This window comes from Microbacterium sp. LCT-H2 (assembly GCF_001866135.1).
In the GTDB taxonomy this organism is placed as follows: Bacteria; Actinomycetota; Actinomycetes; order Actinomycetales; family Microbacteriaceae; genus Microbacterium.
The window spans coordinates 292,520-315,997 of record NZ_MODW01000001.1; the positions used below are offsets into that span (position 1 = coordinate 292,520).

Genomic DNA, 23,478 nt, shown 5'->3' on the forward strand with positions numbered 1-23,478 from the left:
GGCGAATGCCCGGGGTCTCTGCGACACCCGAGGCGAGAACTACAGGACGCGGGAGAGGAAGTCCTTCGTGCGCTGGTGCTGCGGATTCGCCAGCACCTCGCGGGGGTCGCCCTCCTCGACGATGTGTCCGCCGTCCATGAAGATCAGCCGCGAACCGACCTCGCGCGCGAAGCCCATCTCATGCGTGACGACGAGCATCGTCATGCCCTCGTCGGCCAGCGACCGCATGACCTGCAGCACCTCGCCGACGAGCTCGGGGTCGAGGGCCGATGTGGGCTCGTCGAACAGCATCATGTCGGGGTTCATGCACAGCGCCCGGGCGATGGCCACCCGCTGCTGCTGCCCACCCGAGAGGTGCCCGGGGTACGCGTCGGCCTTCTCCGCGAGGCCGACGCGCTCGAGCATGGCGCGGGCGACCTTCTCCGCCTCGGCCTTCGAGCGCTTCTTCACCCGCTGCTGCGCGATCGTGAGGTTGCCGAGCACGCTGAGGTGCGGGAAGAGGTTGAAGCTCTGGAACACCATCCCGATACGGGTGCGCACGCGGTCGATGTCGATGTCGGGATCGGTGATGTCGATGCCCTCGATGAGCACCTTGCCGCCCGTGGGCTCCTCCAACAGGTTCACCGAGCGGAGCAGCGTCGACTTCCCGGAACCGGACGGGCCGATCACGCAGACGACCTCGCCCGCCAGAACCGTCAGATCGATGCCCTTGAGCACCTCGTTGTCGCCGAAGCTCTTGTGCAGGTCCTGGATCGCGATCGCCGGGGCCTGTACGTCGATCAGGTCGGTGCTCATCGTGTCCTCGCCATCCGACGCTCCAGCCACGCGCTGAGACGCGTGAGCGGGATCGTCACGATCAGGTAGAGGATCGCCGCCATGATCAGCGGCGTTCCGTTGGCGTTCTGCGTCGCTGCGTCGCGGGCGAAGTTCGTGAGCTCCTTCGACCAGATGAAGGAGCCCGCGACGAACAGCAGCGACGTGTCCTTCAGCAGCAGCACGAACTCGTTCGTCAGCGGCGGGATGATGATCCGGAAGCCCTGCGGGACCACGATCCAGAAGGTCGTCTTCATGGGCGACATGCCGAGCGAACGCGCCGCTTCGGTCTGTCCCTTCGGCACTGCCTGGATTCCGGCCCGAATGGTCTCTGCCATATAGGCGGAGGCCACGAGGATCAGACCGATCAGGCCCAGGACGACCGGCCCGCCGAGGCGGGTCGCCGGCACACCGAGGCCGATCGGCAGGATGAACGCGATCGCGAAGATCGTGAGGATCGCGGGCAGACCGCGGAACAGCTCGATCCACGCCGTCGCGATCCACCGGAACGGCGCGATCACCGAGAGCTTCATCAGCGCCAGCAGGATGCCGAGCAGCAAGCCGCCTGCGAACGCCACCGCCGTGAACCACAGGGTGTTGACGAGCGCCGTGGTGATGATGCCCGGAAGCATCTTCGCCGCGACCTCGGGGTTGAAGTAAAGCTGCGCGATCCGCGCCCAGTCGGTGCTGACGATCGCCCAGACGACGATCGCGAGCAGCACCGCGTAGATCGAGTACCGGTACAGCTTCTGTTTCGTGGTGCGCCTCAACGCCATTGTCAAGGTCCTCCCGACCGACTCAGCTCTCGACTCAGTTGGCCGTGAAGTACTCGTTGTAGATGGTGTCGTACTCGCCGTTGTCCCGGAGCTCCTGCAGAGCCTCGTTCACGGCCTCGCGGAGTTCGTCCTTCTCCCCCTTGGCGAACGCGAAGCCGTAGGACTCGTCGGTCTCGTAGGTCTCGACGATCTTGTAGGCGGAGTCAGCCTTCTCGTGCTCGAGGTTTACGGGCTGATCCTGCAGGATGGCGTCGATCTGCCCGGCCTGCATCGCGGGCCACAGTTCGCCGTCCGACGGGTACTGCACGAGCTGCGCGCCCTTCGCGTTCTCCGTGGCGTAGGCCTCGCCGGTCGTGCCCTGCTGCACGCCGACGTTCTTGCCATTGAGGTCGTCGATGGACTCGATGCCCGAGTCGGTGCGCACGAGCAGCGACTGTAGCGAATCGTAGTACGGGTCCGAGAAGTCGATGTTGGCCTTGCGCTCGTCGGTGATCGTCATGGCCGAGGCACCGATGTCGCACTGGCCGGCGGCGAGAGTCGTGCCGGACTGCAGCGCATCGAAGCCCACATCCTGCACGGAGAGCTCGAGGTCGAGCTGCTCGGCGATCGCACCGAGGAGGTCGATGTCGAAGCCGGTGTACTCACCGTTGTCACCCTCGAACTCGAACGGCGGGTAGGGGATGTCGGAGCAGACAGTGAGCTTGCCCGCCTCGATGAGTCCGTAGTCGTCACCGGCAGCGGACTCGCCGCCACTGCCCGCGTCGGAAGAGCCGGTGGCGCATCCGGCGAGCGCGAGGGTGGCGGTGGCCGCGATCGCGAGGCCGGCGAAGAGGTTACGACGGGACATGTCGGCTCCTGGGAGTCGGGGGGCGGGTGAGCCCACGGACGGGTAGGAGTTCATCTAAACATGCGGCTCGTCGCGTGACCAATGACATCCCCTCGCGCCGCATTACGTTTGTGTTTCGGTGCCGGGGGCCACGGCTCGACGCTCAGAGCTCGGCGTCGACCGCCACACGGCCGGAGACGACCGAGCGGATGTATGCGGCGACCTCCTCGTGCGCGGGGTGCACCTGGTACTGCTCCAGGTCCGCGACGGAGTCGAAGTCCGCGACCAGGGTCACGTCCCAGTTCGCGTCGGGGTAGACGTCGTTCGCACCGGCCCAGATGCTGCGCAGCTGCGGCACGACCCCGTCGAGGGCGTTGAGGCGGCGGGCGACCTCGGCCGCCTGGGCCTGCCGCTCCTCCGCGTCCTCCGCGGCGAGCTTCCAGGTCACGACATGGCGGATGGTCATCGCAGCTCCTTCTGGTCGGCACGGGCCTCCGCGCCGACGGCTTCCTCCAGCGCTTCGCGCAGCCGGTCGGGGGACACGCGCCAGTGCGCATGCAGTCGTCCGTCGATGAGGACGACGGGGATCTTCTCCCACCACCGCTCGTACAGGGCGGGGTCGTCCTGGATGGACGCCTCGACGATCTGGATGCGCTCCGCGGCGGCGTCCGGCAGTTCGGCGACGACCGCGTCGACGACCTCGGAGGCCACGGCGCACAGATGGCAGTCGGGCTTGCCGATGAGGGTCAGCGTCGTCACGACGACGGGACCTCCACCTCGCGTCCCTGGGCGATCCACTCGCCGGTGCCGCCCTCGACGTTGGTGGCGTCGTAGCCGCGGGCCTCAAGCGCCTCGACCACACGGGCCGAGCGGCCGCCGGCCTGGCAGATCACGTCGAACGACTCGGCGGGAAGCTCGTCCAGGCGGTTGCCGATCTCGGACATCGGGATGTTCACGGCGCCGGGGACGTGGCCGGCCTGGAACTCGTGCACCTCCCGTACATCGATGAGGGGCGTGCCGGAGCGCTCGGCGAGTTCGGCGACGGTGATCGACTTCATGACATCCTCTCGGCGGTGCGGAACGGCGCGCAGAGACACAAAGCGCCCGTCCGAAGACAGGCGCTCGGTGTCTGGCCGCTTACTTCTTGTTGCGGCGCTGGTGGCGAGTCTTGCGAAGCAGCTTGCGGTGCTTCTTCTTCGCCATGCGCTTGCGGCGCTTCTTGATGACAGAACCCACGGAAACCTCACTAAGTCAGGGGCTGGGTGTCGCCGGAATCGGACACCCGGGTACGAGCACGAAAAATGCCTCGGATCATCCTAGCAAACTCAGGAGGGTGCCCCGCGCCCTCCGTCAGCCGGCGTCGGCGATGGGCCGCTGCAGAGCCTCCGCGACGGCGGATTCCGGCACGCGGTAGCTCCGTCCGAATCGGATGGCGGGGAGGTCACCGGCGTGCACGAGCCGGTACACGGTCATCTTGGACACGCGCATGAGCTCGGCGACTTCGGCCACCGTCAGGAATCGGACGTCTGGAACCTCGGGCATCCCACGTACCCCTTTCTCGATGAGCACACTCTATGGGGTCGCTGGGACGCGTGTAAACCCGCGTGGCTGTTGTGATCAGTGGGATGTAGGCACGGTCGCGAACGCCCGGACCGGGAACGTGCCGAACCCGCGGATCGCCGGAGGGGCCGCGGTGAACCGCGCCCCGCGCGCGGGGAGGCGATCCAGAGCGGTGAGGTGCTCGACGACGTGCACGCCCGCCGCGAGGAGGATGCTGTGCGCCGGCCGCTCCCCGCCGCTCTCCGTGTCGTCGATGTTGAGCGCGTCGATGCCGACCAGACTCACCCCCGCGTCCACGAGGAAGCGCGCGGCGTCCTCCGCGAGAAAGGGCGAGCCGGTGCCGTAGGCGGGCGTGCCGAACAGCCGGCTCCAGCCGGTATCCAGGAGCACCGCGCTGCCGCGGAGCTCGCGGTCGGCGAGCGTCGGCGCCTTGATACCGCGGCGTTCGGACGTCCGGGCGTCGCGGAGGTGGAAGACCTCGGCGGGCAGGTCCACGAGGGTGTCGAGGTCGAGCGCCGCGCGGGTGAGGTGCGGGGTGATGGTCGGCGCCGGCAGCCCGGGATAGGTGACCATGCCCTCCGCGATCGGGTGGCTCAGGTCCACGACCCGTTCGGTGCGGTCTCCACGAGCCGGAGCCGCGACGCCACGGCTGCCGCGGTGCGGCTCGGCGACGATCTGCAGGTCGCGGAGCTCGACCTCGCCCACGAGTGCCAGACCGAGGTGCGACACGAGCAGACCGGAGACCTCGGCAGCGGTCACGTCCTTCCGCGGCAGGTCGAGCCGGAACCCCTGCCCCTGCAGTCCGCCGCCGTTGGCGAAGGTGATCGCGAAGTCGAAATGCGCGCGGTACTCGTCCGTCATGCGCTCATCCTGCCGGAGACAGCCGACACCGCGATGTGCGCGCCCGCCCTGCTCGAACCGGCACACCGGCGTCCAGCCCGCGCATAGCCCGCATTGCCCGATCGCTCAGACAGCCCTGCCAGTGTCGGTGCAGGACCCGTGCCGGCACCTGCCGAGTCTGCGCGGATCTGGGGTCCGCACACCGCCCCCGACGGCATCCCCCCTGCTGTCGGGGGCGGTTCTCCGCCGGTGCGAGGCGCGGTATCAGGCGCCGAGGCGCTTCAGTGCGTTCGTGACGACGTGCTTGGCGGAGGCGGCCGCACGCCCGACGACCTCGGCCGCGTGTGCGGCTCCGTCGGGGATCGGGGCGCCGGGGTACGCGATGTCCGGCGCCGCATCGCCGAACGCGTCGACGAGGAACGGGACCAGCCAGTCGTCGACGGCTTCCAGCGGCGCGACGGAAAGGCTGTAGAAGCGGCGCTGGCCGTCTTCGCGGACGGTGACCAGCTCGGCGTCGCGGAGCACCTTGAGGTGCTTCGAGACGGTGGGCTGGCTGATGCCGAGGTCGGCCACGATCTGGCTCACGCTCGTGCCGGACTCGCCTTCGGACGTGCGTCGGAGCAGGAGCTGGAGGATGTCGCGCCTCGTACCGTCTGCGATCACGTCGAAGATGTCCGTCATGTGATCAGGGTAGTGCGCCCCGGCACGGAGTACCATGACGAAGGCTCGGCGAGAGGCGCCGTGGTGCGGCCGTGGAACGGACGGCGCAGGAGAAGGGGGCAGCGATGTCGGGCATCGTTTCGGCGTCGTCCCCCCGCACCGGTCTCCCCGGAGCCGCCGGCCGGGTGAAGCACCTCATCACCTCGTCGCCGTCCCGGTTCGCCATCGCCGTCTTCGCACTGCTGATCCTCGTGTTCACGGTGCTGTTCTCGCTGCCGATCGCGTCCGCCAGCGGCACGGTGACACCGCTCAGCGACGCCCTCTTCACCGCCGTCTCCACGATCTGCGTGACGGGCCTCGCGACCGTCGACATGGCCAACCACTGGTCACCCTTCGGACACGTCGTCGTGTTCATCGGCGTCAACATCGGCGCCCTCGGCGTGCTGACCCTCGCCTCCCTCATGGGGATGCTCATCTCGAAGCGCCTCGGGCTCCGGGCGAAGCTCATGGCGGCGGGCGACACGAACCCGCTCCGCGCGCACGGCGGTGTGGTGAACGAGAGCCAGACGGTGCGTCTGGGCGAGGTGGGCCAGCTGCTCACCACGGTCGCCGTCTCCGCCCTCTTCATCGAAGCCGCCCTCGCCGCCCTCCTCTACCCGGCGCTGGTGATGGCCGGGGTCGACCCGATCGCCGCGCTTTGGGAGGCCCCGTACTTCGCGGCGATGGCGTTCACCAACACCGGCTTCGCCCCGAACGACGGCGGGGTGGCCGTCTTCGCCGACGACTACCTCGTGCTGTCGCTGCTCATGGTCGGCGTGTTCCTCGGGAGCATCGGCTTCCCGGTGATCTACACGCTCGCGAAGCACGTCTGGCACGTCAAGCGGTGGTCGCTGCACTCGAAGCTGACCATCGTCACCACGGTGCTGCTCTTCATTCTCGGCGCCGCCGCCTTCCTCATCCTCGAGTACGACAACCCCAAGACCTTCGGGTCCATGGACGCGGCGGACACGACCTTCCAGGCGTTCTTCCTCTCCGCGATGACCCGCTCCGGCGGCTTCAACGTCATCGAGATGGACGACCTCAACGGCTCGTCGCTGCTCGCCGCCAGCATGCTCATGTTCGTCGGCGGCGGGTCCGCGTCGACGGCGGGCGGCATCAAGGTGACCACGCTCGCAGTCCTCGCGATCGCGGTCTGGTCCGAGGCGAAGGGCCGCCAGTCCGTCGAGGCGTTCGGCCGCCGCATCCCCAGCGACGTGCAGCGCGTCGCCCTCAGCGTCGTCGCCTGGGGCGCCACGATCGTGGCCCTGTCGACCATCGTGATCGCACAGATCACCAAGGCCGACATCAGCCACGTGCTCTTCGACGTCATCTCCGCGTTCGGCACGGTCGGGCTCTCGACGGGCCTCACCGGGGAGCTTCCGGATTCCGCCTCGTACGTCATGGCCGCGACGATCTTCATGGGCCGCGTTGGTACAGTGACTCTCGCTGCGGCAGTCGCCGCGACATCGCGCACGCAGTACTACTCACTGCCCGTGGAAAGGCCGATCGTTGGTTGAAGTCCTTCGGGGGGACGCTCCCGTCCTCGTCATCGGTCTCGGCCGGTTCGGCGCCGCCTGCGCCGGCGAGCTCGACCGCCTCGACCGCGAGGTGCTCGCGATCGACGACAACCTCGAGCTCGTGCAGAAGTGGTCGGACCGCGTCACGCACACGGTGCAGGCCGACGCCCGCAACATCGACGCCCTCCGCCAGATCGGCGCCCAGGACTTCCAGGTCGCGGTCGTCGCCGTCGGCTCCTCGATCGAGGCGTCCGTGCTCATCACGGCCAACCTCGTCGACCTCAAGGTGCCGCAGATCTGGGCGAAGGCGGTCTCGCAGTCGCACGGCAAGATCCTGGCCCGCGTGGGCGCCAACCACGTCATCTACCCCGAGCGCGAGGCCGGCGAACGCGTGGCCCACCTCGTGAGCGGGCGCATGCTCGACTTCATCCGCTTCGACGACGACTTCGTCCTGGCCAAGATGTACCCGCCGAAGTTCATCCGCGGCGTCGGTCTGAACGAGTCCGGTGTGCGCTCGAAGTACAAGGTCACCGTCGTCGGCGTGAAGAGCCCGGGCAAGCCGTTCCGCTACGCGGAGGCCAACACGATCGTGACCAACCACGACCTCATCATCGTCTCCGGGACGAACAGCGACATCGAGCGCTTCGCCGCCCTCGACCGCTGAGCCGGGTCCTCACCGCGGCGGGAGTCCTCCCCGCGGTGGATGCGGCCTCTGCGACGCCCGTGGTGGGATGGGGGCATGAGCGATCACGCCCCCGCACCGCCCGTCCTCGCCCTCCGCGGGCTCCGCAAGCAGTTCGGCCAGAAGGTCGCCGTCGACGCGCTGTCGCTGGACGTCCCCGCGGGCTCGATGCTGGGGCTGCTCGGCCCGAACGGTGCGGGCAAGACGACGACGCTCGCGATGACCACCGGGCTCCTGCGCCCAGACGCCGGGACGGCCTGGGTGCTCGGCGCCGACGTCTGGCAGGACCCTGCCGCCGCGAAGGCGCGGATGGGCGTGCTCCCCGACGGTATCCGGATGCTCGACCGGCTCAGCGGCGCGGAGCTGCTGCGCTACACCGGCCTGCTGCGCGGCATGCCGGAGGCGGAGGTCGTCTCCCGCTCCGGCGAGCTCCTCGATGCCCTCGGCCTGACGGAGGCGGGCGACACCCTCGTCGTCGACTACTCGGCCGGCATGAAGAAGAAGATCGGCCTGGCCTGCGCGCTCATCCACGCGCCCCGGCTGCTGATCCTCGACGAACCCCTCGAAGCCGTCGACCCGGTCTCCGGGCAGACGATCCGGCAGATCCTGCGCTCCTTCGTGGACGGCGGCGGCACGGTCGTCCTCTCCAGCCACGTCATGGAGCTCGTCGAGTCACTGTGCGACCGCGTCGCCATCGTGGCCGAGGGGCGTCTGCTCGCCCACGGCGCCCTCGACGAGGTTCGGGCCGGACTCACGCTGCAGGAGCGCTTCCTCAGCCTCGTCGGCGCGCACGACCTCGGAACGGAGACCCTCGCGTGGTTGCGCTCCTCGTAGGTCTGCGGCTGCGACAGCTCGGGCATCAGCTCTCCCGCAACCCCTGGATGATCGTGACCCTCGTGACCGTGGGTCTCGTCGCGCTGAGCATGCTGGGACTGCTGACCGTCGGTCTGATCGCGCTGCGGGTGGGCGCTCCGGACGTCGCCGTGACCGCGATGGTGCTCACCGGCGCCATCGTCGTGCTCGGGTGGTGGATCGGGTCGATCCTCGTCAGTGCGGACGACTCGCTGGCACCCGAGCGGTTCGCCCTGCTTCCGGTGACCGCCCGCACCCTCCTCCCCGGTCTCGTCGTGGCGGGGATGACGACGATCGGCGGCATCGGCACCGCCCTGGCCCTGCTGCTGATGCTCGTGGGATGGTCGGTCAGCGTTCCGGCCCTCCTGGTCGCGGTGCTCATGGTCCCCGTGGCTCTCGCGACCTGCGTGCTGGGCGCCCGCGTCGTCAGCGGACTGCTCGCGGGATGGCTCGCCCGCCGGCGGACGCGCGACCTCGTCCTCACCCTCGGCGTGGTCCTGCTCGCCTCGTCCGGCCTCCTCCTCAACATCGGGTTGCAGGCGCTGTCGACCGTGCGCGACGTCGGTGGCGCCTTCGCGGCGGTCGCCGAGATCGCCGCGTGGACGCCGGTCGCCGCCGTGTTCGGAGTCCCCGCCGCCGTGGCACAGGGCGACGTCGTCACCGCCCTCCTGCGGCTGCTCGTCGCCGCCGCCACCCTGGCGGTCTTCTGGGTCGCCGCGCGCCGCATGCTCGCCGCGCGCCTCGTCGCACCCCTGCAGTCGAGCGGGGGCGGACGCGTGCGCTCGGGAGGCGTGCTCGACCGCCTGCTGCCCGCGGGACCCGTCGGCGCCATCGCGGGACGGACGCTCCGCTACTTTCGCCGCGACCCGCGCCAGGTCGTCAACATCGTGATGCTCCTGCTGCTCCCCGCGATCTTCCTCGGACTCGCGCTCATGAACGGACTGCAGCAGGACAGTACCGGCTTCGCACCCGCGATCACCCTCATCCCGGCGATCAACGCCCTGCTCGCCGGGAGCATCGTGCAGATGGCGATCGCGTACGACAACGACGCGGTCGCGCTGCACATCCTCACCGGGGTGAGCGGGACGGCCGACCGCGTCGGACGGCTGCTCGGGTTCGCGCTGGTCGCCGTGCCGATCACGATCCTCCTGTGCGTGGTGACCTGTCTGCTGGCCGGACGTCCGGATCTGCTTCCGGGCAGCCTGGGCGCCGCGCTCGGGCTCATGGCGGTGTCGGCGGGCGCGGGATCCTGGGTGGGGGCGTTCCTGCCGGGGCGAGCTCCGGCACCCGAGGCCAACCCGTTCGGCCGCGGCTCCTCCGGCGGCGCGCAGTCCTTCCTCGCGATGCTCATCATGTCGCCGATCACGCTGCTGCTCGGCGGTCCCGCCCTCGGCTTCGCGATCGCGTCGATCTGGATCCCGCCCTTGGGCTGGGCGAGCCTCGCGGCCGCCGTCGTCCTCGGGGGTGCCGCGATCTGGGGTGGCACGGTGCTCGGCGGTCGCGTCCTGCAACGGCGCTGGCCCGAGGTGCTCGCCGAGGTCGGCAGCGACGCCTAGCCGCCCGGCCCCTCGCCGCAACAGGCACTCGCGCGGGTTCAGGCTCCAGGGCTGCTGGCTGCCTGAACTCGCGTGATCGCCTGCCCCCGCGTCGTCGCCTGCTCCCGCGACACCTCGCCGCAACAGGCACTCGCGGGAGTTCAGGCTCCAGGGGTCCTGGCTGCCGGAACTCGCGTGATCGCCTGTTCTCGCGGGGTGGGAGCGCGCGGGAACAGGCAGGTGGGATCAGGCGCCGGCGGCAAGCTCCTTCGCGCGAGCGAGGGCGGCGGCAGCGGCAGTGGCGAAGGTGTCGGACAGGTGGGCGTCCTGGAGCACGGCGACCGCGCGCTCCGTCGTCCCCTTCGGGCTCGTCACCCGGCGGCGCAGCTCGGCGGGGTCCTCCCCTGTCGAGTCCAGCAGAGCCGTCGCGCCGATGAACGTCTGCTCCGCCAGCAGACGGGCGTCCGCGTCGGAGAAGCCCATCTCCCGCGCGGCCGCGGTGAACTCCTCGATGAGGAGGAAGACGTAGGCGGGACCGGAGCCCGAGATCGTCGAGAGCGCATCGATCTGCGCCTCGGGAACCTCCACCACCGCTCCCACCGTCTCGAACAGACGACGCACGAGCGCGAGGTCGTCGGGGGTCGCCGCGGCGCCGGCCGCGAGACCGGTGACCCCCTTGCGGATCGTCGACGGGGTGTTCGGCATGGAGCGGATGACGCGGGCCTCCGGGCCGAGGACGTCCGCGAAGGTCTGCAGCGTGACCCCCGCGGCGAGGCTCACCACGACGGTCTCCGGACTGAGGTGCGGCGCGATCTCACGGAGGAGATCGGGGACCATCGCCGGCTTCACCCCGACCAGGACCACCCGTGCGCCGGCCACCGCGTCGGCATTGCCCTCCGGCCGCTCGGACAGCGCGATGCTGGTGACGCCGTCGAGGCCCGCGAATGCCTCCGCCTTCTCCGGCGTGCGGTTCGTCGCGGTGATCCCTCCGTCCACAGGGACCCCCGAGGCGAGCACACCGCGGAGGATCGCTCCCCCCATCGAACCGGCACCGAGGAACGCGAGGGACGGGAGCGCATCAGCCATGTCGTCATCCTACGGCGGGCGCTCCTGTGACGGCCGTGTTGCCGTCCTAGACTCGTCGCATGAGTGCATCCGGAGGCAGCAAGGCCATCGTCGCGGCGTTCCTGGCGAACCTGGGCATCGCTCTCGCGAAGTTCCTCGCGTGGGCTCTCTCCGGCTCGGCCTCGATGCTCGCCGAGGCGATCCACTCCGTCGCCGACTCGGGAAACCAGCTCCTGCTGATGCTCGGCGGGCGCAAGGCGAAGCGCCACGCGGACCGCTCGCACCCGTTCGGCTACGGACGCGAACGCTACGTCTACGCGTTCGTCGTGTCGATCATCCTCTTCTCCGTCGGCGGACTCTTCGCGATCTACGAAGGCGTGGAGAAGCTCACCCACCCGCATGAGATCGACCAGACCTGGTGGTGGCTCCCGCTCGTCGTGCTGTTCATCGCGATCGGCCTGGAGTCGTTCTCGCTCCGCACCGCCGTGCGCGAGAGCAATGTCGTCCGCGAGAAGGGCCAGTCCTGGTTCTCCTTCGTCCGGCGGTCCAAGGCACCGGAGCTCCCTGTGGTCCTCCTGGAAGACGTCGGGGCCCTCACCGGCCTCACCTTCGCCCTGCTCGGCGTCGGCCTCACGCTCCTCACCGGCAACCCCGTCTTCGACGCCCTCGGCACGGTGATGATCGGTGTCCTCCTCGTGCTCATCGCGATCGTGCTGGGGGTCGAGACGAAGAGCCTGCTCGTCGGCGAGGGCGCGACCCCCGCCGACTACGACCGCATCGTGGACGCGATCAACGACGGTCCGGAGATCGAGAAGATCATCCACATGAAGACCCTCTACCTGGGGCCCGACGAGCTGATGGTCGCCGCGAAGATCGCGCTCAGCGCCGACAAGCCGCTGCGCGAGGTCGCGGACGACATCGACGAGATCGAGGCCCGCATCCGCGCCGCCGTGCCGGTCGCCCGGGTCGTCTACATCGAGCCGGACGTCTACCGTCCCGCGATCGATCCGGAGCCCTCGACGGACGTCTTCGTCCTCAAGTCCTCGGACTGAGCGTTCAGCGACGGTCCTCGAAGAAGGCGCGCAACAGCGCGATGGACGCGTGCTCGTCCACGCCGCCGATCACCTCGGCACGGTAGGGCAGGCGGCGGTCGCGCAACACGTCGTACATCGAGCCGGCCGCTCCCGCCTTGTCGTCCCACGCCCCGAAGACCACGCGGCCGATGCGCGCCTGGAGGATCGCACCGGCGCACATCACGCAGGGCTCGAGGGTGACGACGAGCGTGCAGCCGTCGAGGTTCCACGACCCGCGGACCGATGCCGCGCCGCGGATCGCCTCGATCTCGGCGTGCCCGGTCGGGTCGTGCGTGGCCTCCCGAGTGTTCCGCCCTTCGGCCAGGACACGGCCCTCCGCGTCGAGCACGACGGCGCCGACGGGGATCTCCGCCGCGGTCGCGGCCTCGGCGGCGAGCTCGAGTGCGCGCTGCATCGCGAGGCGGTCGGCGGCGGTCATGCCCCGAGCCTACGGCAGCGCGAGGCGGCCGCCACGGCACCCGATGTCGTGCGCGGACCCGGCGCGCATTAGCCTGTATCCATGCGTGTTCACGTCGCCGACCACCCTCTCATCACCCACAAGCTCTCGGTGCTGCGCGACGCGCGCACCCCGTCGCCGGTCTTCCGCCAGCTGACCGAAGAGCTCGTGACGCTCCTCGCGTACGAGGCGACGCGGAATGTGAAGGTCACTCCCATCGAGATCACGACGCCGGTCACCACGACCACGGGTGTGAAGATCTCCGAGCCGCGACCCATCGTCGTCCCCATCCTGCGCGCCGGTCTCGGCATGCTTGAAGGCCTCGTCAAGCTCCTCCCCACCGCGGAGGTCGGTTTCCTCGGCATGGTCCGCGACGAGGAGACCTTTGAGCCCACCACCTACGCCGAGCGGCTTCCGGACGACCTCTCCGACCGTCAGTGCTTCGCGATCGACCCGATGCTCGCGACCGGCGGCTCTCTGGCCGCGGCCATCCAGTTCCTGTTCGACCGCGGCGCGAAGGACGTCACGGCGATCTGCCTGCTGGGCACCCCGGAGGGCGTGGCCGCGATCGAGGCGATGGCCGGCGACCGTGATGTGACCCTCGTCCTCGGAGCGCTCGACGAGCGTCTCGACGAGAAGGGCTACATCGTGCCCGGCCTCGGCGATGCGGGCGACCGCCTCTACGGCACCGTCTGACCTCGCTCGCGCTCTCGACTCGCGCTCTCGACTCGCGTCAGAGGGTCAGGCGATAGCCGCGCTCCTCGCCGTAACGCGTGAAGCCGGCCCTCGCGAGGATCGGCGCCGAGGTCGAGACGCGGCCCTTCACGAGCGCCGTTGCGGCCCCGCGCGCGGCGCTCTGTCGCAGGCGCTCCGCGAGGACCGCCCGATAGACACCGCGCCCGCGGTCGGCGTCGAGTGTCGCAGCTCCCCACAGGCGAGTGAACCCGTCGACGATCGTGCACCCGCCGGTGCTCACGGCACGGCCGTCGATGCGGCCGAGCACCCGGAAACCCTCCCCGGCGGACAGGGCTGCGGTGAGTTCGGCGAACTCGGCGTCCAGGCCGTCGTCGTCCAGCGGCTGCTGCTCCCAGACCGGGACGTTGATCGCATCGACCTCGCGGAGCTGGTCCTTCGTGCGCACGACCTCAGCGGTGACCCCGGGCGGCACGTCGACCTCGGCTCCGATGGTCGGGCGCGCGAACACCGTGACGGTGTCGAAGTGCACGGCCCTTCGGCGCTGGAGCTCGTCCTCGAGGTCCGGGCCGTCGGCGGGGTTGGTCCAGAACGTGAAGACGTTCTCGCCCCAGGCCCTGGTGCGTTCCAGTGCCGCGTCCAGCACCTCGGCGGCGGGACGCGTCGACGTCACCTGGGAGCCGCGGACGCCGCTCCCGAACCGCTCCGGGTAGCGCACGAGCAGCAGGTCGTCACGGACGTGCTCGCTGCCGCGCGGAAACCACGCCCATGCGGCGGCGGCGCGCAGGATCTCATCGACCGTCGGCGTCTCGACGGGAGCAGACCCGGCGACGGACGACATCATGATCCCTCCTCTTCGGCCGCACCAACCAGGCGGGCGAAGGCGCTGAGTCGCGCGACCCCCTCGGGTGTGTACGGCAGGTCGTCGAGCAGCGCCGGCGAGTGGATGAGGTAGGCCACGACCTGCGCGCGGGAGATCGCCACGTTGAGCCGGTTCTGCAGCAGCAGGAACTCCGGTCCGCGCGGGGCATCCCGACCGCTCGACGCGGCGAGCGTCGTGAGGGAGACGACCGCCTCCTTGCCCTGGAAGTTGTCGACGGTGCCCACGGGGACCCCGCCGAAACCGGCCGCCGCGAGCGCGTCGTGCACGAGCTGCCGCTGCGCGTTGTACGGCGCCACCACGATGATGTCCTCCGGCGTCAGCGGGCGGACGGTGCCCTCGGCGTCGTTGTCGTGGAAGGTGCGGCCGACGAGGTCGCGGACGATACGCACGACCTCGGCGGCTTCCTCCGGGGACTGGGTCGCGTTGCCGCGGTGCCGCAGCGGCACCACGTGCAGGCCCGGGTCGATGCCCTCGACCGCGCGCCGCTCGGTACCGGGAGCGGACGCGAGCTTCCCGGCGTAGGCGAGCTTCGACACCGGAGCCGCGACATACGGGTGCATGCGCCAGGAGCGGGCGAGGAAGTAGCCGTACTCCGGACGCACGACGGGATCGCCGTCCATCACCCAGCCGAGCGCAGAGGTGTCCACCGGCTCCGGGTGGGCGCCCTGGCTGACCTGGGGCAGCTGCTGAGGGTCGCCGAGGAGCAGGAGCCGCTGCGCACCGGCAGCCACCGCGATGGTGGAGGCGAGCGAGAACTGTCCGGCCTCGTCGATCACGAGCAGGTCGAGCTCTCCCCTGGCGACCCGCTGCGTGTTGCTGAAGTCCCACGCGGTGCCGCCCACGACGGCACCCTCGTTCTCGTGCTCGGCGAGGAAGGCGGCCATCCCGGTCTTCGGGATCACCGTGTAGCCCGGATCGGCGTCGGCATCCTTGGGGCACTTCGCCACCTGACCCGGGGCGACACCGTCGGCGACGACGCGCTCCAGCAGCGTCTCGATGATCGCGTGGGACTGCGCGACGACGCCGATGCGGAAGCCGTGCTCGTTGACGAGTCGGGCGATCACCTGGGAGCCGGTATAGGTCTTCCCCGTGCCCGGGGGGCCCTGCACCGCGAGGTAGCTGCGGTCGAGGTCGAGGACTCCGCGGACGATCGCGTCGATCGTGTCATCCCCGGCGGCCGGAAGCGCGTTCCCCGACACCGTGCGCGGAGGCAGGCGGCGGAGGATGTCGGTGGCCGCGTCCTCGGGAAAGCCCGGGGCGGCCGCGTGCACCGCGTCGGCCCATTCGTCGATCGCCTGCTGCAGCGACACCACCCGAGGCGGCGCGGCAGGGGTGAGGGCGACGGGGAGGTCGTCCCAGGTCTGTCCCTGCACGGCGGACTCGACCACGAGGTACCCGTCGTCCAGCACCTCGACGACCGTGACCCCGTGCGGCACGTGCACGGCCCGCGACGGGACGTCGGTGTCGAACGGGGCGGGGACGTCGTAGAGCGCGAACGGCTGCGCGCCGGGGCCGAGCGTCGTGCCCGGGGACACCTCACCGCGGATCTCGAGCTCCCGCGACAGCACTCGGCGCCCCTCGCCGATGCTCCAGTCGCGGCGCACCCGCGAGCGGGTGGCATCGACCTTCACCACATCGCGCGTGCCGTCCCACATGGTGACCGGCTCCCGCAGCCGTTGGAAGTGCGCGACCCAGAAGCTCTTCGCCTCGCGGGGGAAGTAGTCGATGGCGGCCGCCGCGATCCGGTGCACGAGCCCGTCGTCACCGGCCTCCACCGCACGCTCCGCGTCGCCGAGCAGAGCGAGCGAACGCGGCGATGGCTCGTAGATGACCTCGTCCGCATCGTCCGGCGGGGCCGGCGTGACGCCCTCTGCGCGGGCGATCTCGATGAGCCAGTTGCGCAGCCGGCGGGTCGAGACGCAGTCGTAGCGGTTGTAGTCGGCGAGGTCGGCGAGCACGGCGTCGGCCTCGGTCTGCGCGCCCGCTGCCGCGAGCTCCCGCGCCGCGACGTACTGCACGATGGAGTCGTCGCCCTTCTGGACGTCGCTCGTGCGCACGTCCTCCCCCATGTAGAGCGGCTCGAGCTTCTTGATGGAGTAGGACCGCGAACCGACCCGCACGGTGCGCAGCACCAGCGGGTACAGGTCGACGAACACGCCTTCGCGGAGGAGGCGGTCCACCTCGCCCTCGCGCACGCCGTGGCGGGCGGCCATCGCGACCAGATGCGAGGTCTCGTAGGGGGCGTAGTGGTAGATGTGCATGCCGGGGTGGGCGGCACGACGCACCTTCACGAAGTCGAGGAAGGTCTCCAGCGCCTGGCGTTCCTCTGCGAACGAGTGCGCCCAGAGAGCGGTGTACTGGTCGGCGTTGTCGACCCAGCCGAACAGGTAGTCGATGCCCCACTCCGCCTCGCCGTCGGGGGCGGGCTCGGTGTACAGCGGATCGCCCTCGAAGTCGAAGAAGATGTCGCCGTGGCTGGGCACCGGGAGGGTGTGGATCGCCGCGGCGTAGTGCACGTCGTACGTCGCCGCGCCCTCGGCATCCGCCCGCAGCTGCACCCGGGCCTGGGCGCGGAGGATCTCGAAGGTGTCGACGTTCATGCCCTCGGGGGCCTGCGTCGCCGCAGCTAGGTCGTCGATCGTGAGGATCCCGGCGGCGCGGAGACGGGCTCGCTGCACCGGTCGCATGCGGGCGACCATGAGGAGGTCCCGGTGAGCCAGCACCTGCTCCTCGCAGGTGGCGCAGCGCCCGCAGGCGACCACGCGCAGGTCGCCGCGGTCGTCACCCCACGCGAGGGGCGCCCCGGCGGCACCATCGGCCACGGCGCGGTCCGCGATGAGAGCCCGCAGCCGCGACCGGCGAACCCGGAACAGCGGAAGGAGGTCGTCGACCGCGTGCGTGCTGACGCTGTTGTCCCCGTGGATGAGGTCGACCTCATCCGCTCGGGGGATGCCGAGCCGGTCGAGCTGGTCGACATATGCCGCGAGCTGCATGAGCGCGGTCACTCGGGCCTTTCGCGCGAGCTTGGAGTCCTGCACACGCCAGCGCCCGTCCGCATCGCGGCGGAGGAAGTCGGCGAACCCGACGAACTCGTCGGTGGCGAAGGCTGCCTGGAAGACGACCAGCGCGTCGGACCGTAGAGCGCTCAGCGTCTCATCGACGGCGGCCGCGAGGGCCTCAGGATCGCTCGAGGAGACCTTGGCGATCCGATGCACCCGTTCGTCGCCGAGCTCCCGGATGTAGCGGTCGAGCACGTTCTGCTCGTGCACGTCTCCCAGCTGAGCGGCGCGGAGGAGCGTCGCGTCCTCCGGCTCCTCGACCGCGGGGACCCGACCCAGCTTCGCGTCGATCGCCCGCGACCATGCGAACTCGCACTCGGCGGCCGCCTTGAGGTCGCTCGCGCTCCAGATGACCCGCTGCGCCTCTGTGTCGATCCGCACGATTCTCCCGTTCTGTCGGCTGCTTCGACACTATCCGTGGCATCCGACACGGCGAAAAGCGGGCGGTCCCGCACGACGGGTCGCGGTCAGCGCCACCAGGTGTCGTCGGGGGTCACCGGGAGATGACGCTTGTGCTGGGTCGCGAGGTACCGCGCCTCGATACGGCCGGCAACCTCGGGGTCGACCTCCCGCCCCTCGAGGAAATCGTCGATCTGCTCGTACGTCAGCCCCAGCTCGTCCTCGTCCGTGCGCCCCGGCTGGTCGTCGAGGAGGTCGGCAGTGGGGACCTTGAAGGCCAAGCGCTCCGGAGCGTCGAGGAACTGGAGCAGGGCGCGCCCCTGTCGCTTCGTGAGTCCGGCCAGCGGGAGGACGTCAGCCGCTCCGTCGCCGAACTTCGTGTAGAACCCGGTGAGGGCTTCGGCGGCGTGGTCGGTGCCGATGACGATCAGCCCCTCATGCCCGGCGAGCGCGTACTGCGTGACCATGCGGAGGCGCGCCTTGATGTTGCCGCGGTTGAAATCGGAGATGTCGCTGGAGACGGCGGACTCGATGTCCTTCTCGACGCCCTCGACGCCGTTCTGGATGTTCACCTCGATCGAGGAGTCCGGCGCGATGAAGTCCAGCGCGGCCTGGGCGTCGTCGGCGTCGTGCTGGACGCGATAGGGCAGGCGGACGGCGAGGAAGGTCGCCTCCCCGCCCTCGGCACGCACGCGCTCCACTGCGAGCTGGGCGAGGCGCCCCGCGAGCGTCGAGTCCTGTCCGCCGGAGATGCCGAGGACGAAGCCCTTCGCGCCGGTCGTGCGCAGATAGTCCGCGAGGAAGCCGACGCGACGCTCCACCTCCGCTTCGGGATCGATGTCGGGCCGGGCGCCCAGGTCTTCCGCGATCTGCTTCTGCAACGACACGTTGTCCTCCGCTCATCGGTTCGGCTCCAGTATCCCCCTTCCGTGTTTCGTGCGGATCACGCCACCGCGCGGACGAGCTATCCAGCGGCGACCTGACAGACTGTGACGGTGAAGCTCCTCGTCGCCGCCCTCGAGTCCGAACTGTCCGCCTTCCCCGAGGAGCTCGACGGCTTCGACCGCCTTGTCACGGGCCCGGGGAAGCTGCCGGCGACGTACGCGCTGACTCGTGCCCTGGACGCGAAGAGCTACGACGAGGTCGTCGTCGTCGGCACCGCGGGTTCCATCGAGAAGGGGCGTGCGTACGCGGTACACGAGATCGCGACCGCTGTTCAGCACGACGTGATCGACCTGGACGGCGTCGTCGGACGGCATGTCTCGCTTCCGCCGCAGGTGACCACGGGCCGCGAGGGCGTCGTGATCGCCACGGGTGACCACTTCGTGAACGACGCCGAGGTCACCGCCGTGATCCGGCCGATGGGTGCGGCGCTGGTGGACATGGAGACCTACGCCTACATCTGGGTGGCGGGGCAGTTCGGCGTGCCCATCCGGGCGTTCCGCGCCGTCTCCGATCAGGCGGAGGACGGCGCCCTGGCCGACTTCCGCGAGGCCATCGCGCGGTGCAGCATCGAGCTGCGCGAGGTGATCCGCACCGAGTACGGGGTCTGACCTCAGCGCGTCTCGATGACGCTCGGTCCGTTCGGCAGCGCACGGACCGTGAGCTGCGCGGGGATCTGCTCCTGCATGGCCTCGACGTGGCTGATGACGCCGACCGTGCGGCCGCCCTGCCGCAGCTCGTCGAGCGTGCGCATCGCGACGTCGAGCGTGTCGCCGTCGAGGGAACCGAAACCCTCGTCGATGAAGAGCGTGTCCAGGCGGATGCCTCCGGCGCGGGCCGTCACGACCTCGGCCAGACCGAGGGCGAGAGCGAGGGAGGTGAGGAAGGTCTCGCCGCCCGAGAGGGACTGCGGCGGACGGGTCTGCCCGGTGAAGGCGTCGGCGACCACGATGCCCAGTCCGGAGGCGGCACCGCGCGCAGCCAGCGCATCGGAGTGCTGCAGACGGTAGCGTCCTTCGGACATGTCGTGGAGCCGGCGGTTCGCGGCGTCGACGATCTCCTCGAGCTCCGCCGCCAGCACGAAGGTCTCCAACGTCATCTTGCGGGTGTTCGCTCCGCGTCCGGCGATCGTGTCCGCGAGAGCCTGGAGCACCTCGAACTCCGCGGCATCCTCCGCCGTGCGGGCGTGCTCGTCCTTCGCGGCGTCGATGAGGCCGGCCAGCCGCACCGCGTCGCCCGCCGCCCTGGTGGCCTCGTCGACGGCCGTCGACCACGCCGCCCTGGCCTCGCGGGCGGCCTGCTCGACCGGCGCGAGGTCGATGGGCTCCTCGGGCAGCGTCCGCAGCTCGAGGTCGAAGAGGAGGGCGCGCTCCTTCTCGCGCTGCACCGCGTGCGTCGTCACCCGCTCGTCCAGCTCCGTCTGCACCGCCGGCGGACGCAGCGCCGCGGTGGCGGCCTCGACGTCAGAGAACTCGGAGGCGTCGAGGGCGGCATCCCTCTCGGCAGCCGCCTCCGCGGCCGCCTGCTGCCTCCGCGCCCGTTCGGCTTCGGCGTCGAGGAGGCGGCGTGCGACGGCGAGGTGGGTGGTGGCCTCCGTCAGGCGCTCAGCCACCGACGCGTAGCTCCCTCGCGCCTCGTCGATCGCCGTACGGGCGGCCTCGTCGCGCTGGACGACCAGGGCGAGCTGCTCGCGGGCTTCGGCGAGGGCCGCCTCGTCCTGGACGCGCCGCTCCTCGAGCGCGCTCTGCTGGGCGCCGAGTTCGACGAGCTCGCCGTCGCGCAGCCCCGCTGCCTCGGCCGCGGCGAGCGCCTCCTTCTCGGCGGCCACGGCGGCATCGAGCTCGGCCTTCGCCGTCTCGACGTCTCGTCCGTCCGCGCGCGCCAGAGCCGCAGCGAGCTCGACCTGCAGCGACGTGCAGGTCGAGCTCGCCTGCTGCTCGCGGCGCGCCGCCTCGTCCCTCCGGGTCTCCGCAGCCGCGATATCCTCCACGGAGACCGCGGCGCTGTGGTCTGCCGGCGTCGGATGCTCCCGCGCCCCGCACACCGGGCAGGGGTGATCCTCGATCAGAGCGGACGCCAGCTCGCCGGCCATGCCGTCGATCCGGCGCTGACGCAGATCGGCCAGAGCCGACTGCGCGGCGGCCTGCGCGGACGTCGCCTCGGCGAGGACCCGGTCGGCCGCGGCGCACTCCTGCTGCAGACGTGCCGCCTCTTCCGCCGCCTCCCGGCGGAGCTCGGCAGCGACGCGCGCGCTCTCCATGGCGGGGAGCCGGTCGCCGAGCCGACGGGCGTCGTCCCGCTCCGCGGTGACGGCGGCGATCCGTCCGGGCAGCGCCGCGCGCTCCGCCTCGCCGTCGGCGCACCGGCGCTCGGCGGCGGCGACGGCCTCTTCTGCGGTGACGCGCTCGGCGGCGCGGCGCGGCGTCTCGGCCTCCAGCGCGACGGCGCGCTCCCAGACCCCGGATGCCCGTGTCCGGTCGGCGATCCACGCATCGAGGTCGTCGGTCTCGACACCGAGCTGATCCCAGTCCGCCCGTGCGCGCTTCTCCGCAGCCACCGCGTCATCAGCCGCCGTCCCGGCACGGTCGGCCGCGGTGATCGAGGACCGCAGCACCTCGGCCGCCCGCGCCCTGGCGAGCTCCGCCTTCGCCTCGGCGATGGCTTCCTCCTCGGCGTCCAGGCGCGCCATCGTCGCACGGGCACGGTCCCGCTCGCTCTGGGCACGCTGATCCTCCCGTGCGGCGGCCAGAACAGCATCGGCGGCCTCGAACCGCTTCTCCGCCTCCTGGCGCTCGGCAGCGCGCCGTTCCGCCCGGTACGCAGCGCGAGCCTGCGCCCGTTCCAGCTCGGCCAGGCGATCGGCCGTCGTGACGCTCCCCCCCGGCACCTCCGGTCCGACCTCGCCGTCGGCGTCGCCGGCATCGCGCCCGAGGTCGGCATCCGCCACGAGGCGCTCGGCCTCGTCCAGCCGGGCGGACACCGTGGCGAGACGCGCCCCGAGACTCTGCTCGGCGTGGCGCCGCCGCTCGTCGAACCGGGCCTGCACGTCTTCGAAACGCTCGGTGCCGAAGAGCCGGCGCAGCAGCGCCTGCCGGTCCCTGCTGCCTGCGAGCAGGAACTCCGAAAACCGGTTCTGGGCCAGCAGGATCACCTGCAGGAACTGCTCGCGGCTGAGCTGGAGGATGTCGTCGAGCTCGTGCGCCACGTCGACCGCCCGCGCCGCGCGGCCGACCCAGCCGTCACCCGTGAGCTCCTCCAGGGAGACCGCCGCCGCCTGCTTCGTCAGGCCTCCGCCCCGTCGGGCCGGCCGGAGGTATTCAGGGGACCGCGTGACCCGGTAGCGGCCAGACGGCGTGCTGAACTCGACGACCACCTCGGAGGGGTCGTCCGGTTCGCTGTGGTCGCTGCGGAGCCTCTTCTCCCCGCCGTCGTACCGCGGCACCCCGCCGTACAGCCCGAAGCAGACCGCATCGAGGATGCTCGACTTCCCCGCTCCGGTGCGGCCGGCGATGAGGAAGATCCCGTCGTCGGCGAAGGCGTCGAAGTCCACGGTCTGCCGCGCACGGAAGGGCCCGAAGCCCTCGACCTCCAGACGATGCAGCCGCACTAGACGAGGGCTTCCGCGCGGACCCGGTCGTCGAGCACCTCACGGATCAGCTCGCGTTCGACCTCGGTGGCTCCCTGGCCGGCGCGCACGTGCTCGAGGAACGCCTCGATCCGCTCGGCATCGGTCACCGCGGAGCGCAGCCGCTCACCGTACGAGCGCTCCTGCATGCCCGCGACCACCGCGGGCTGATGGAGCACCATGGCGCAGTGCGGGTACGCCTCGCGGAGCCGACGCGTGGGCTCGGTCTGCGGTACGGCGTCGGTGTAGACGGCGCACACCCAGGCGTCGTCGTGCGCGGCGATGTTCTCTGCGGAGAGGATCTCCTCGAAGGTGCCGGTCAGAGTGACCAGGCGCCGCGGAACCGGCAGCTCCAGCCACTCGACGCCCGCGAGTCCGTCGGCGTCGAGGTCGACGAGCCAGGAGCCGCGCGGCTTCTGCTGCTCGCCGAAGCTGTAGTGCAGCGGAGCGCCGGCGTATCGCACCCGCTCGCTCACCTGCTGACGACCGTGGATATGACCCAGTGCGACGTAGTCGGGGCCGTCGAACGCCCGGAGCGGCACGACGTCGAGACCGCCCTGTCGCACCTCGCGCTCCAGACCCTCCGTCGGCTCCACTCCCGCGGCGAAGCAGTGGGCGATCGCGACCGCACGGCCTGCGTGCTTCTGCATGCCTGCGCGGACGAGGGTCATGGCGTGCGTCATGGTCTGCGCCTGCGTGCGCAGCTGCCGTCCCTCGGCGTCGCCCTCCGGCCAATGCTGACGGACGATCGCGGGCTCCAGATACGGAATCCCGAAGAAGTGCACCGGACCGTGGGCGTCGTCGATCGTGACGGGGGTACCGACCGCGAGGGGGTCGGTGAGCACGTGGATGCCGTCGCGCAGCAGCCGGGCCTGGAACCCCAGCCGCGCGGCCGAATCGTGGTTCCCGCTGGTGACGACCACCCGCGCACCCGTCTCGTGGAGACCGACGAGGGCGTCGCCCAGCAGCGTGTACGCGGCGGCCGAGGGCGTGGCGGAGTCGAACACGTCGCCCGCGACGATCACGACGTCGACCTCGTGCTCCCTGACCTGCGAGGTCAGGGCGGCGAGCACCTCGGCCAGCGCATCCATGGTCGAGTTGCCATGGAACGTCCGGCCGATGTGCCAGTCCGAGGTGTGCAGGATCCGCATACCCCCACGGTACGAAGACCCTCGGACATTC

Annotated in this window: 24 protein-coding genes; 7 read left to right on the top strand and 17 right to left on the bottom strand. The window is 70.7% G+C overall.

Annotated elements, in window-relative coordinates:
* Nucleotides 1-39: 39 nt before the first annotated feature.
* The 10 genes from BK819_RS01370 to BK819_RS01410 all read right to left on the bottom strand — a co-directional run bounded on the left by BK819_RS01370 (nucleotide 40) and on the right by BK819_RS01410 (nucleotide 5,496).
* Entirely contained in the window at nucleotides 40-795 is a 756-nt protein-coding gene (locus BK819_RS01370; RefSeq protein WP_060921706.1) for an amino acid ABC transporter ATP-binding protein, read from the bottom strand.
* On the bottom strand, nucleotides 792-1,589 hold the full coding sequence (locus BK819_RS01375; RefSeq protein WP_060921705.1) for an amino acid ABC transporter permease: 798 nt from the start codon (nucleotides 1,587-1,589) through the stop codon (nucleotides 792-794). Before BK819_RS01375 ends, BK819_RS01370 begins: the two co-directional genes overlap by 4 nt.
* Nucleotides 1,590-1,623: 34 nt before the next feature.
* Complete coding sequence (locus BK819_RS01380; RefSeq protein WP_071327580.1) at nucleotides 1,624-2,436, bottom strand: basic amino acid ABC transporter substrate-binding protein; 813 nt, start codon at nucleotides 2,434-2,436, stop codon at nucleotides 1,624-1,626.
* Nucleotides 2,437-2,578: 142 nt separating this feature from the next.
* Nucleotides 2,579-2,881, bottom strand: a complete 303-nt coding sequence (locus BK819_RS01385) for a Dabb family protein (protein ID WP_071327581.1) — start codon at nucleotides 2,879-2,881, stop codon at nucleotides 2,579-2,581.
* Nucleotides 2,878-3,174 carry a glutaredoxin family protein gene (locus BK819_RS01390; protein ID WP_071327582.1) on the bottom strand — a complete coding sequence of 99 codons (297 nt, stop codon included), beginning with the start codon at nucleotides 3,172-3,174 and terminating at the stop codon, nucleotides 2,878-2,880. The genes BK819_RS01385 and BK819_RS01390 overlap by 4 nt, the downstream gene beginning before the upstream one ends.
* Nucleotides 3,171-3,473 carry a rhodanese-like domain-containing protein gene (locus tag BK819_RS01395; RefSeq protein ID WP_025104462.1) on the bottom strand — a complete coding sequence of 101 codons (303 nt, stop codon included), beginning with the start codon at nucleotides 3,471-3,473 and terminating at the stop codon, nucleotides 3,171-3,173. The genes BK819_RS01390 and BK819_RS01395 overlap by 4 nt, the downstream gene beginning before the upstream one ends.
* A gap of 79 nt (nucleotides 3,474-3,552) precedes the next feature.
* The gene (locus tag BK819_RS16250) at nucleotides 3,553-3,651 is read right to left on the bottom strand and encodes a 30S ribosomal protein bS22 (RefSeq protein ID WP_003792170.1); all 99 of its coding nucleotides are present in this window, start codon (nucleotides 3,649-3,651) and stop codon (nucleotides 3,553-3,555) included.
* A 114-nt stretch (nucleotides 3,652-3,765) separates the two neighbouring features.
* On the bottom strand, nucleotides 3,766-3,957 hold the full coding sequence (locus tag BK819_RS01400) for a helix-turn-helix domain-containing protein (RefSeq protein WP_025104463.1): 192 nt from the start codon (nucleotides 3,955-3,957) through the stop codon (nucleotides 3,766-3,768).
* A 75-nt stretch (nucleotides 3,958-4,032) separates the two neighbouring features.
* Nucleotides 4,033-4,836 carry a cyclase family protein gene (locus BK819_RS01405; RefSeq protein ID WP_071327583.1) on the bottom strand — a complete coding sequence of 268 codons (804 nt, stop codon included), beginning with the start codon at nucleotides 4,834-4,836 and terminating at the stop codon, nucleotides 4,033-4,035.
* Between the two features lie 243 nt (nucleotides 4,837-5,079).
* Nucleotides 5,080-5,496, bottom strand: a complete 417-nt coding sequence (locus tag BK819_RS01410) for a helix-turn-helix transcriptional regulator (RefSeq protein WP_025104468.1) — start codon at nucleotides 5,494-5,496, stop codon at nucleotides 5,080-5,082.
* 104 nt (nucleotides 5,497-5,600) lie between these two features.
* On the opposite strand from BK819_RS01410, the gene BK819_RS01415 reads away from it, so the two are divergent.
* The 4 genes from BK819_RS01415 (at nucleotide 5,601) to BK819_RS01430 (ending at nucleotide 10,121) form a co-directional block, all read left to right on the top strand.
* Nucleotides 5,601-7,031: a TrkH family potassium uptake protein gene (locus tag BK819_RS01415; RefSeq protein WP_071327584.1), complete on the top strand. Its 1,431-nt coding sequence runs from the start codon at nucleotides 5,601-5,603 to the stop codon at nucleotides 7,029-7,031.
* On the top strand, nucleotides 7,024-7,695 hold the full coding sequence (locus BK819_RS01420; protein WP_025104470.1) for a TrkA family potassium uptake protein: 672 nt from the start codon (nucleotides 7,024-7,026) through the stop codon (nucleotides 7,693-7,695). Before BK819_RS01415 ends, BK819_RS01420 begins: the two co-directional genes overlap by 8 nt.
* Before the next feature lie 75 nt (nucleotides 7,696-7,770).
* A complete protein-coding gene (locus BK819_RS01425; protein ID WP_071327585.1) occupies nucleotides 7,771-8,547 on the top strand; it encodes an ABC transporter ATP-binding protein in 777 nt (258 codons plus the stop codon).
* A complete protein-coding gene (locus BK819_RS01430) occupies nucleotides 8,529-10,121 on the top strand; it encodes a hypothetical protein (protein WP_071327586.1) in 1,593 nt (530 codons plus the stop codon). Before BK819_RS01425 ends, BK819_RS01430 begins: the two co-directional genes overlap by 19 nt.
* Before the next feature lie 225 nt (nucleotides 10,122-10,346).
* Here BK819_RS01430 and proC read toward each other — a convergent pair whose 3' ends face one another.
* Nucleotides 10,347-11,186, bottom strand: a complete 840-nt coding sequence (gene proC / locus BK819_RS01435) for a pyrroline-5-carboxylate reductase (RefSeq protein ID WP_071327587.1) — start codon at nucleotides 11,184-11,186, stop codon at nucleotides 10,347-10,349.
* Nucleotides 11,187-11,245: 59 nt separating this feature from the next.
* Here proC and BK819_RS01440 point away from each other — a divergent pair, with 59 nt between their 5' ends.
* The gene (locus BK819_RS01440) at nucleotides 11,246-12,217 is read left to right on the top strand and encodes a cation diffusion facilitator family transporter (protein WP_071327588.1); all 972 of its coding nucleotides are present in this window, start codon (nucleotides 11,246-11,248) and stop codon (nucleotides 12,215-12,217) included.
* A gap of 4 nt (nucleotides 12,218-12,221) precedes the next feature.
* Here BK819_RS01440 and BK819_RS01445 read toward each other — a convergent pair whose 3' ends face one another.
* Nucleotides 12,222-12,677, bottom strand: a complete 456-nt coding sequence (locus BK819_RS01445; protein WP_071327589.1) for a nucleoside deaminase — start codon at nucleotides 12,675-12,677, stop codon at nucleotides 12,222-12,224.
* An 81-nt stretch (nucleotides 12,678-12,758) separates the two neighbouring features.
* Between BK819_RS01445 and upp the strand changes: the two genes are divergently transcribed.
* Nucleotides 12,759-13,391, top strand: coding sequence for a uracil phosphoribosyltransferase (upp, locus tag BK819_RS01450; RefSeq protein WP_025104476.1), 633 nt, complete (start codon nucleotides 12,759-12,761; stop codon nucleotides 13,389-13,391).
* A gap of 37 nt (nucleotides 13,392-13,428) precedes the next feature.
* Here the strand turns inward: upp and BK819_RS01455 are convergent, their stop codons facing one another.
* The 3 genes from BK819_RS01455 to nadE form a co-directional block, all read right to left on the bottom strand.
* Complete coding sequence (locus BK819_RS01455) at nucleotides 13,429-14,232, bottom strand: GNAT family N-acetyltransferase (RefSeq protein ID WP_256209341.1); 804 nt, start codon at nucleotides 14,230-14,232, stop codon at nucleotides 13,429-13,431.
* The gene (locus tag BK819_RS01460; RefSeq protein ID WP_071327590.1) at nucleotides 14,229-17,711 is read right to left on the bottom strand and encodes a bifunctional RecB family nuclease/DEAD/DEAH box helicase; all 3,483 of its coding nucleotides are present in this window, start codon (nucleotides 17,709-17,711) and stop codon (nucleotides 14,229-14,231) included. The genes BK819_RS01455 and BK819_RS01460 overlap by 4 nt, the downstream gene beginning before the upstream one ends.
* An 86-nt stretch (nucleotides 17,712-17,797) precedes the next feature.
* On the bottom strand, nucleotides 17,798-18,616 hold the full coding sequence (gene nadE / locus BK819_RS01465) for an ammonia-dependent NAD(+) synthetase (protein WP_071327591.1): 819 nt from the start codon (nucleotides 18,614-18,616) through the stop codon (nucleotides 17,798-17,800).
* A gap of 108 nt (nucleotides 18,617-18,724) precedes the next feature.
* Here nadE and BK819_RS01470 point away from each other — a divergent pair, with 108 nt between their 5' ends.
* On the top strand, nucleotides 18,725-19,282 hold the full coding sequence (locus BK819_RS01470; protein WP_071328054.1) for a nucleoside phosphorylase: 558 nt from the start codon (nucleotides 18,725-18,727) through the stop codon (nucleotides 19,280-19,282).
* A 2-nt stretch (nucleotides 19,283-19,284) separates the two neighbouring features.
* On the opposite strand, the gene BK819_RS01475 is transcribed toward BK819_RS01470, so the two are convergent.
* Both BK819_RS01475 and BK819_RS01480 read right to left on the bottom strand, forming a co-directional pair.
* On the bottom strand, nucleotides 19,285-22,278 hold the full coding sequence (locus tag BK819_RS01475) for an AAA family ATPase (protein WP_071327592.1): 2,994 nt from the start codon (nucleotides 22,276-22,278) through the stop codon (nucleotides 19,285-19,287).
* Nucleotides 22,278-23,447, bottom strand: coding sequence for an exonuclease SbcCD subunit D (locus BK819_RS01480; protein WP_071327593.1), 1,170 nt, complete (start codon nucleotides 23,445-23,447; stop codon nucleotides 22,278-22,280). The genes BK819_RS01475 and BK819_RS01480 overlap by 1 nt, the downstream gene beginning before the upstream one ends.
* Nucleotides 23,448-23,478 lie beyond the last annotated feature (31 nt).

Coding starts and splice junctions, on each gene's coding strand:
- BK819_RS01370 (WP_060921706.1), bottom strand. CDS start 795: ATGAGCACCGACCTGATCGACGTACAGGCCCCGGCGATCGCGATCCAG.
- BK819_RS01385 (WP_071327581.1), bottom strand. CDS start 2,881: ATGACCATCCGCCATGTCGTGACCTGGAAGCTCGCCGCGGAGGACGCG.
- upp (WP_025104476.1), top strand. CDS start 12,759: ATGCGTGTTCACGTCGCCGACCACCCTCTCATCACCCACAAGCTCTCG.
- BK819_RS01395 (WP_025104462.1), bottom strand. CDS start 3,473: ATGAAGTCGATCACCGTCGCCGAACTCGCCGAGCGCTCCGGCACGCCC.
- BK819_RS01425 (WP_071327585.1), top strand. CDS start 7,771: ATGAGCGATCACGCCCCCGCACCGCCCGTCCTCGCCCTCCGCGGGCTC.
- BK819_RS01480 (WP_071327593.1), bottom strand. CDS start 23,447: ATGCGGATCCTGCACACCTCGGACTGGCACATCGGCCGGACGTTCCAT.
- proC (WP_071327587.1), bottom strand. CDS start 11,186: ATGGCTGATGCGCTCCCGTCCCTCGCGTTCCTCGGTGCCGGTTCGATG.
- BK819_RS01455 (WP_256209341.1), bottom strand. CDS start 14,232: ATGATGTCGTCCGTCGCCGGGTCTGCTCCCGTCGAGACGCCGACGGTC.
- BK819_RS01405 (WP_071327583.1), bottom strand. CDS start 4,836: ATGACGGACGAGTACCGCGCGCATTTCGACTTCGCGATCACCTTCGCC.
- BK819_RS01380 (WP_071327580.1), bottom strand. CDS start 2,436: ATGTCCCGTCGTAACCTCTTCGCCGGCCTCGCGATCGCGGCCACCGCC.
- BK819_RS01400 (WP_025104463.1), bottom strand. CDS start 3,957: ATGCCCGAGGTTCCAGACGTCCGATTCCTGACGGTGGCCGAAGTCGCC.
- BK819_RS01415 (WP_071327584.1), top strand. CDS start 5,601: ATGTCGGGCATCGTTTCGGCGTCGTCCCCCCGCACCGGTCTCCCCGGA.
- BK819_RS01375 (WP_060921705.1), bottom strand. CDS start 1,589: ATGGCGTTGAGGCGCACCACGAAACAGAAGCTGTACCGGTACTCGATC.
- BK819_RS01440 (WP_071327588.1), top strand. CDS start 11,246: ATGAGTGCATCCGGAGGCAGCAAGGCCATCGTCGCGGCGTTCCTGGCG.
- BK819_RS01445 (WP_071327589.1), bottom strand. CDS start 12,677: ATGACCGCCGCCGACCGCCTCGCGATGCAGCGCGCACTCGAGCTCGCC.
- BK819_RS01410 (WP_025104468.1), bottom strand. CDS start 5,496: ATGACGGACATCTTCGACGTGATCGCAGACGGTACGAGGCGCGACATC.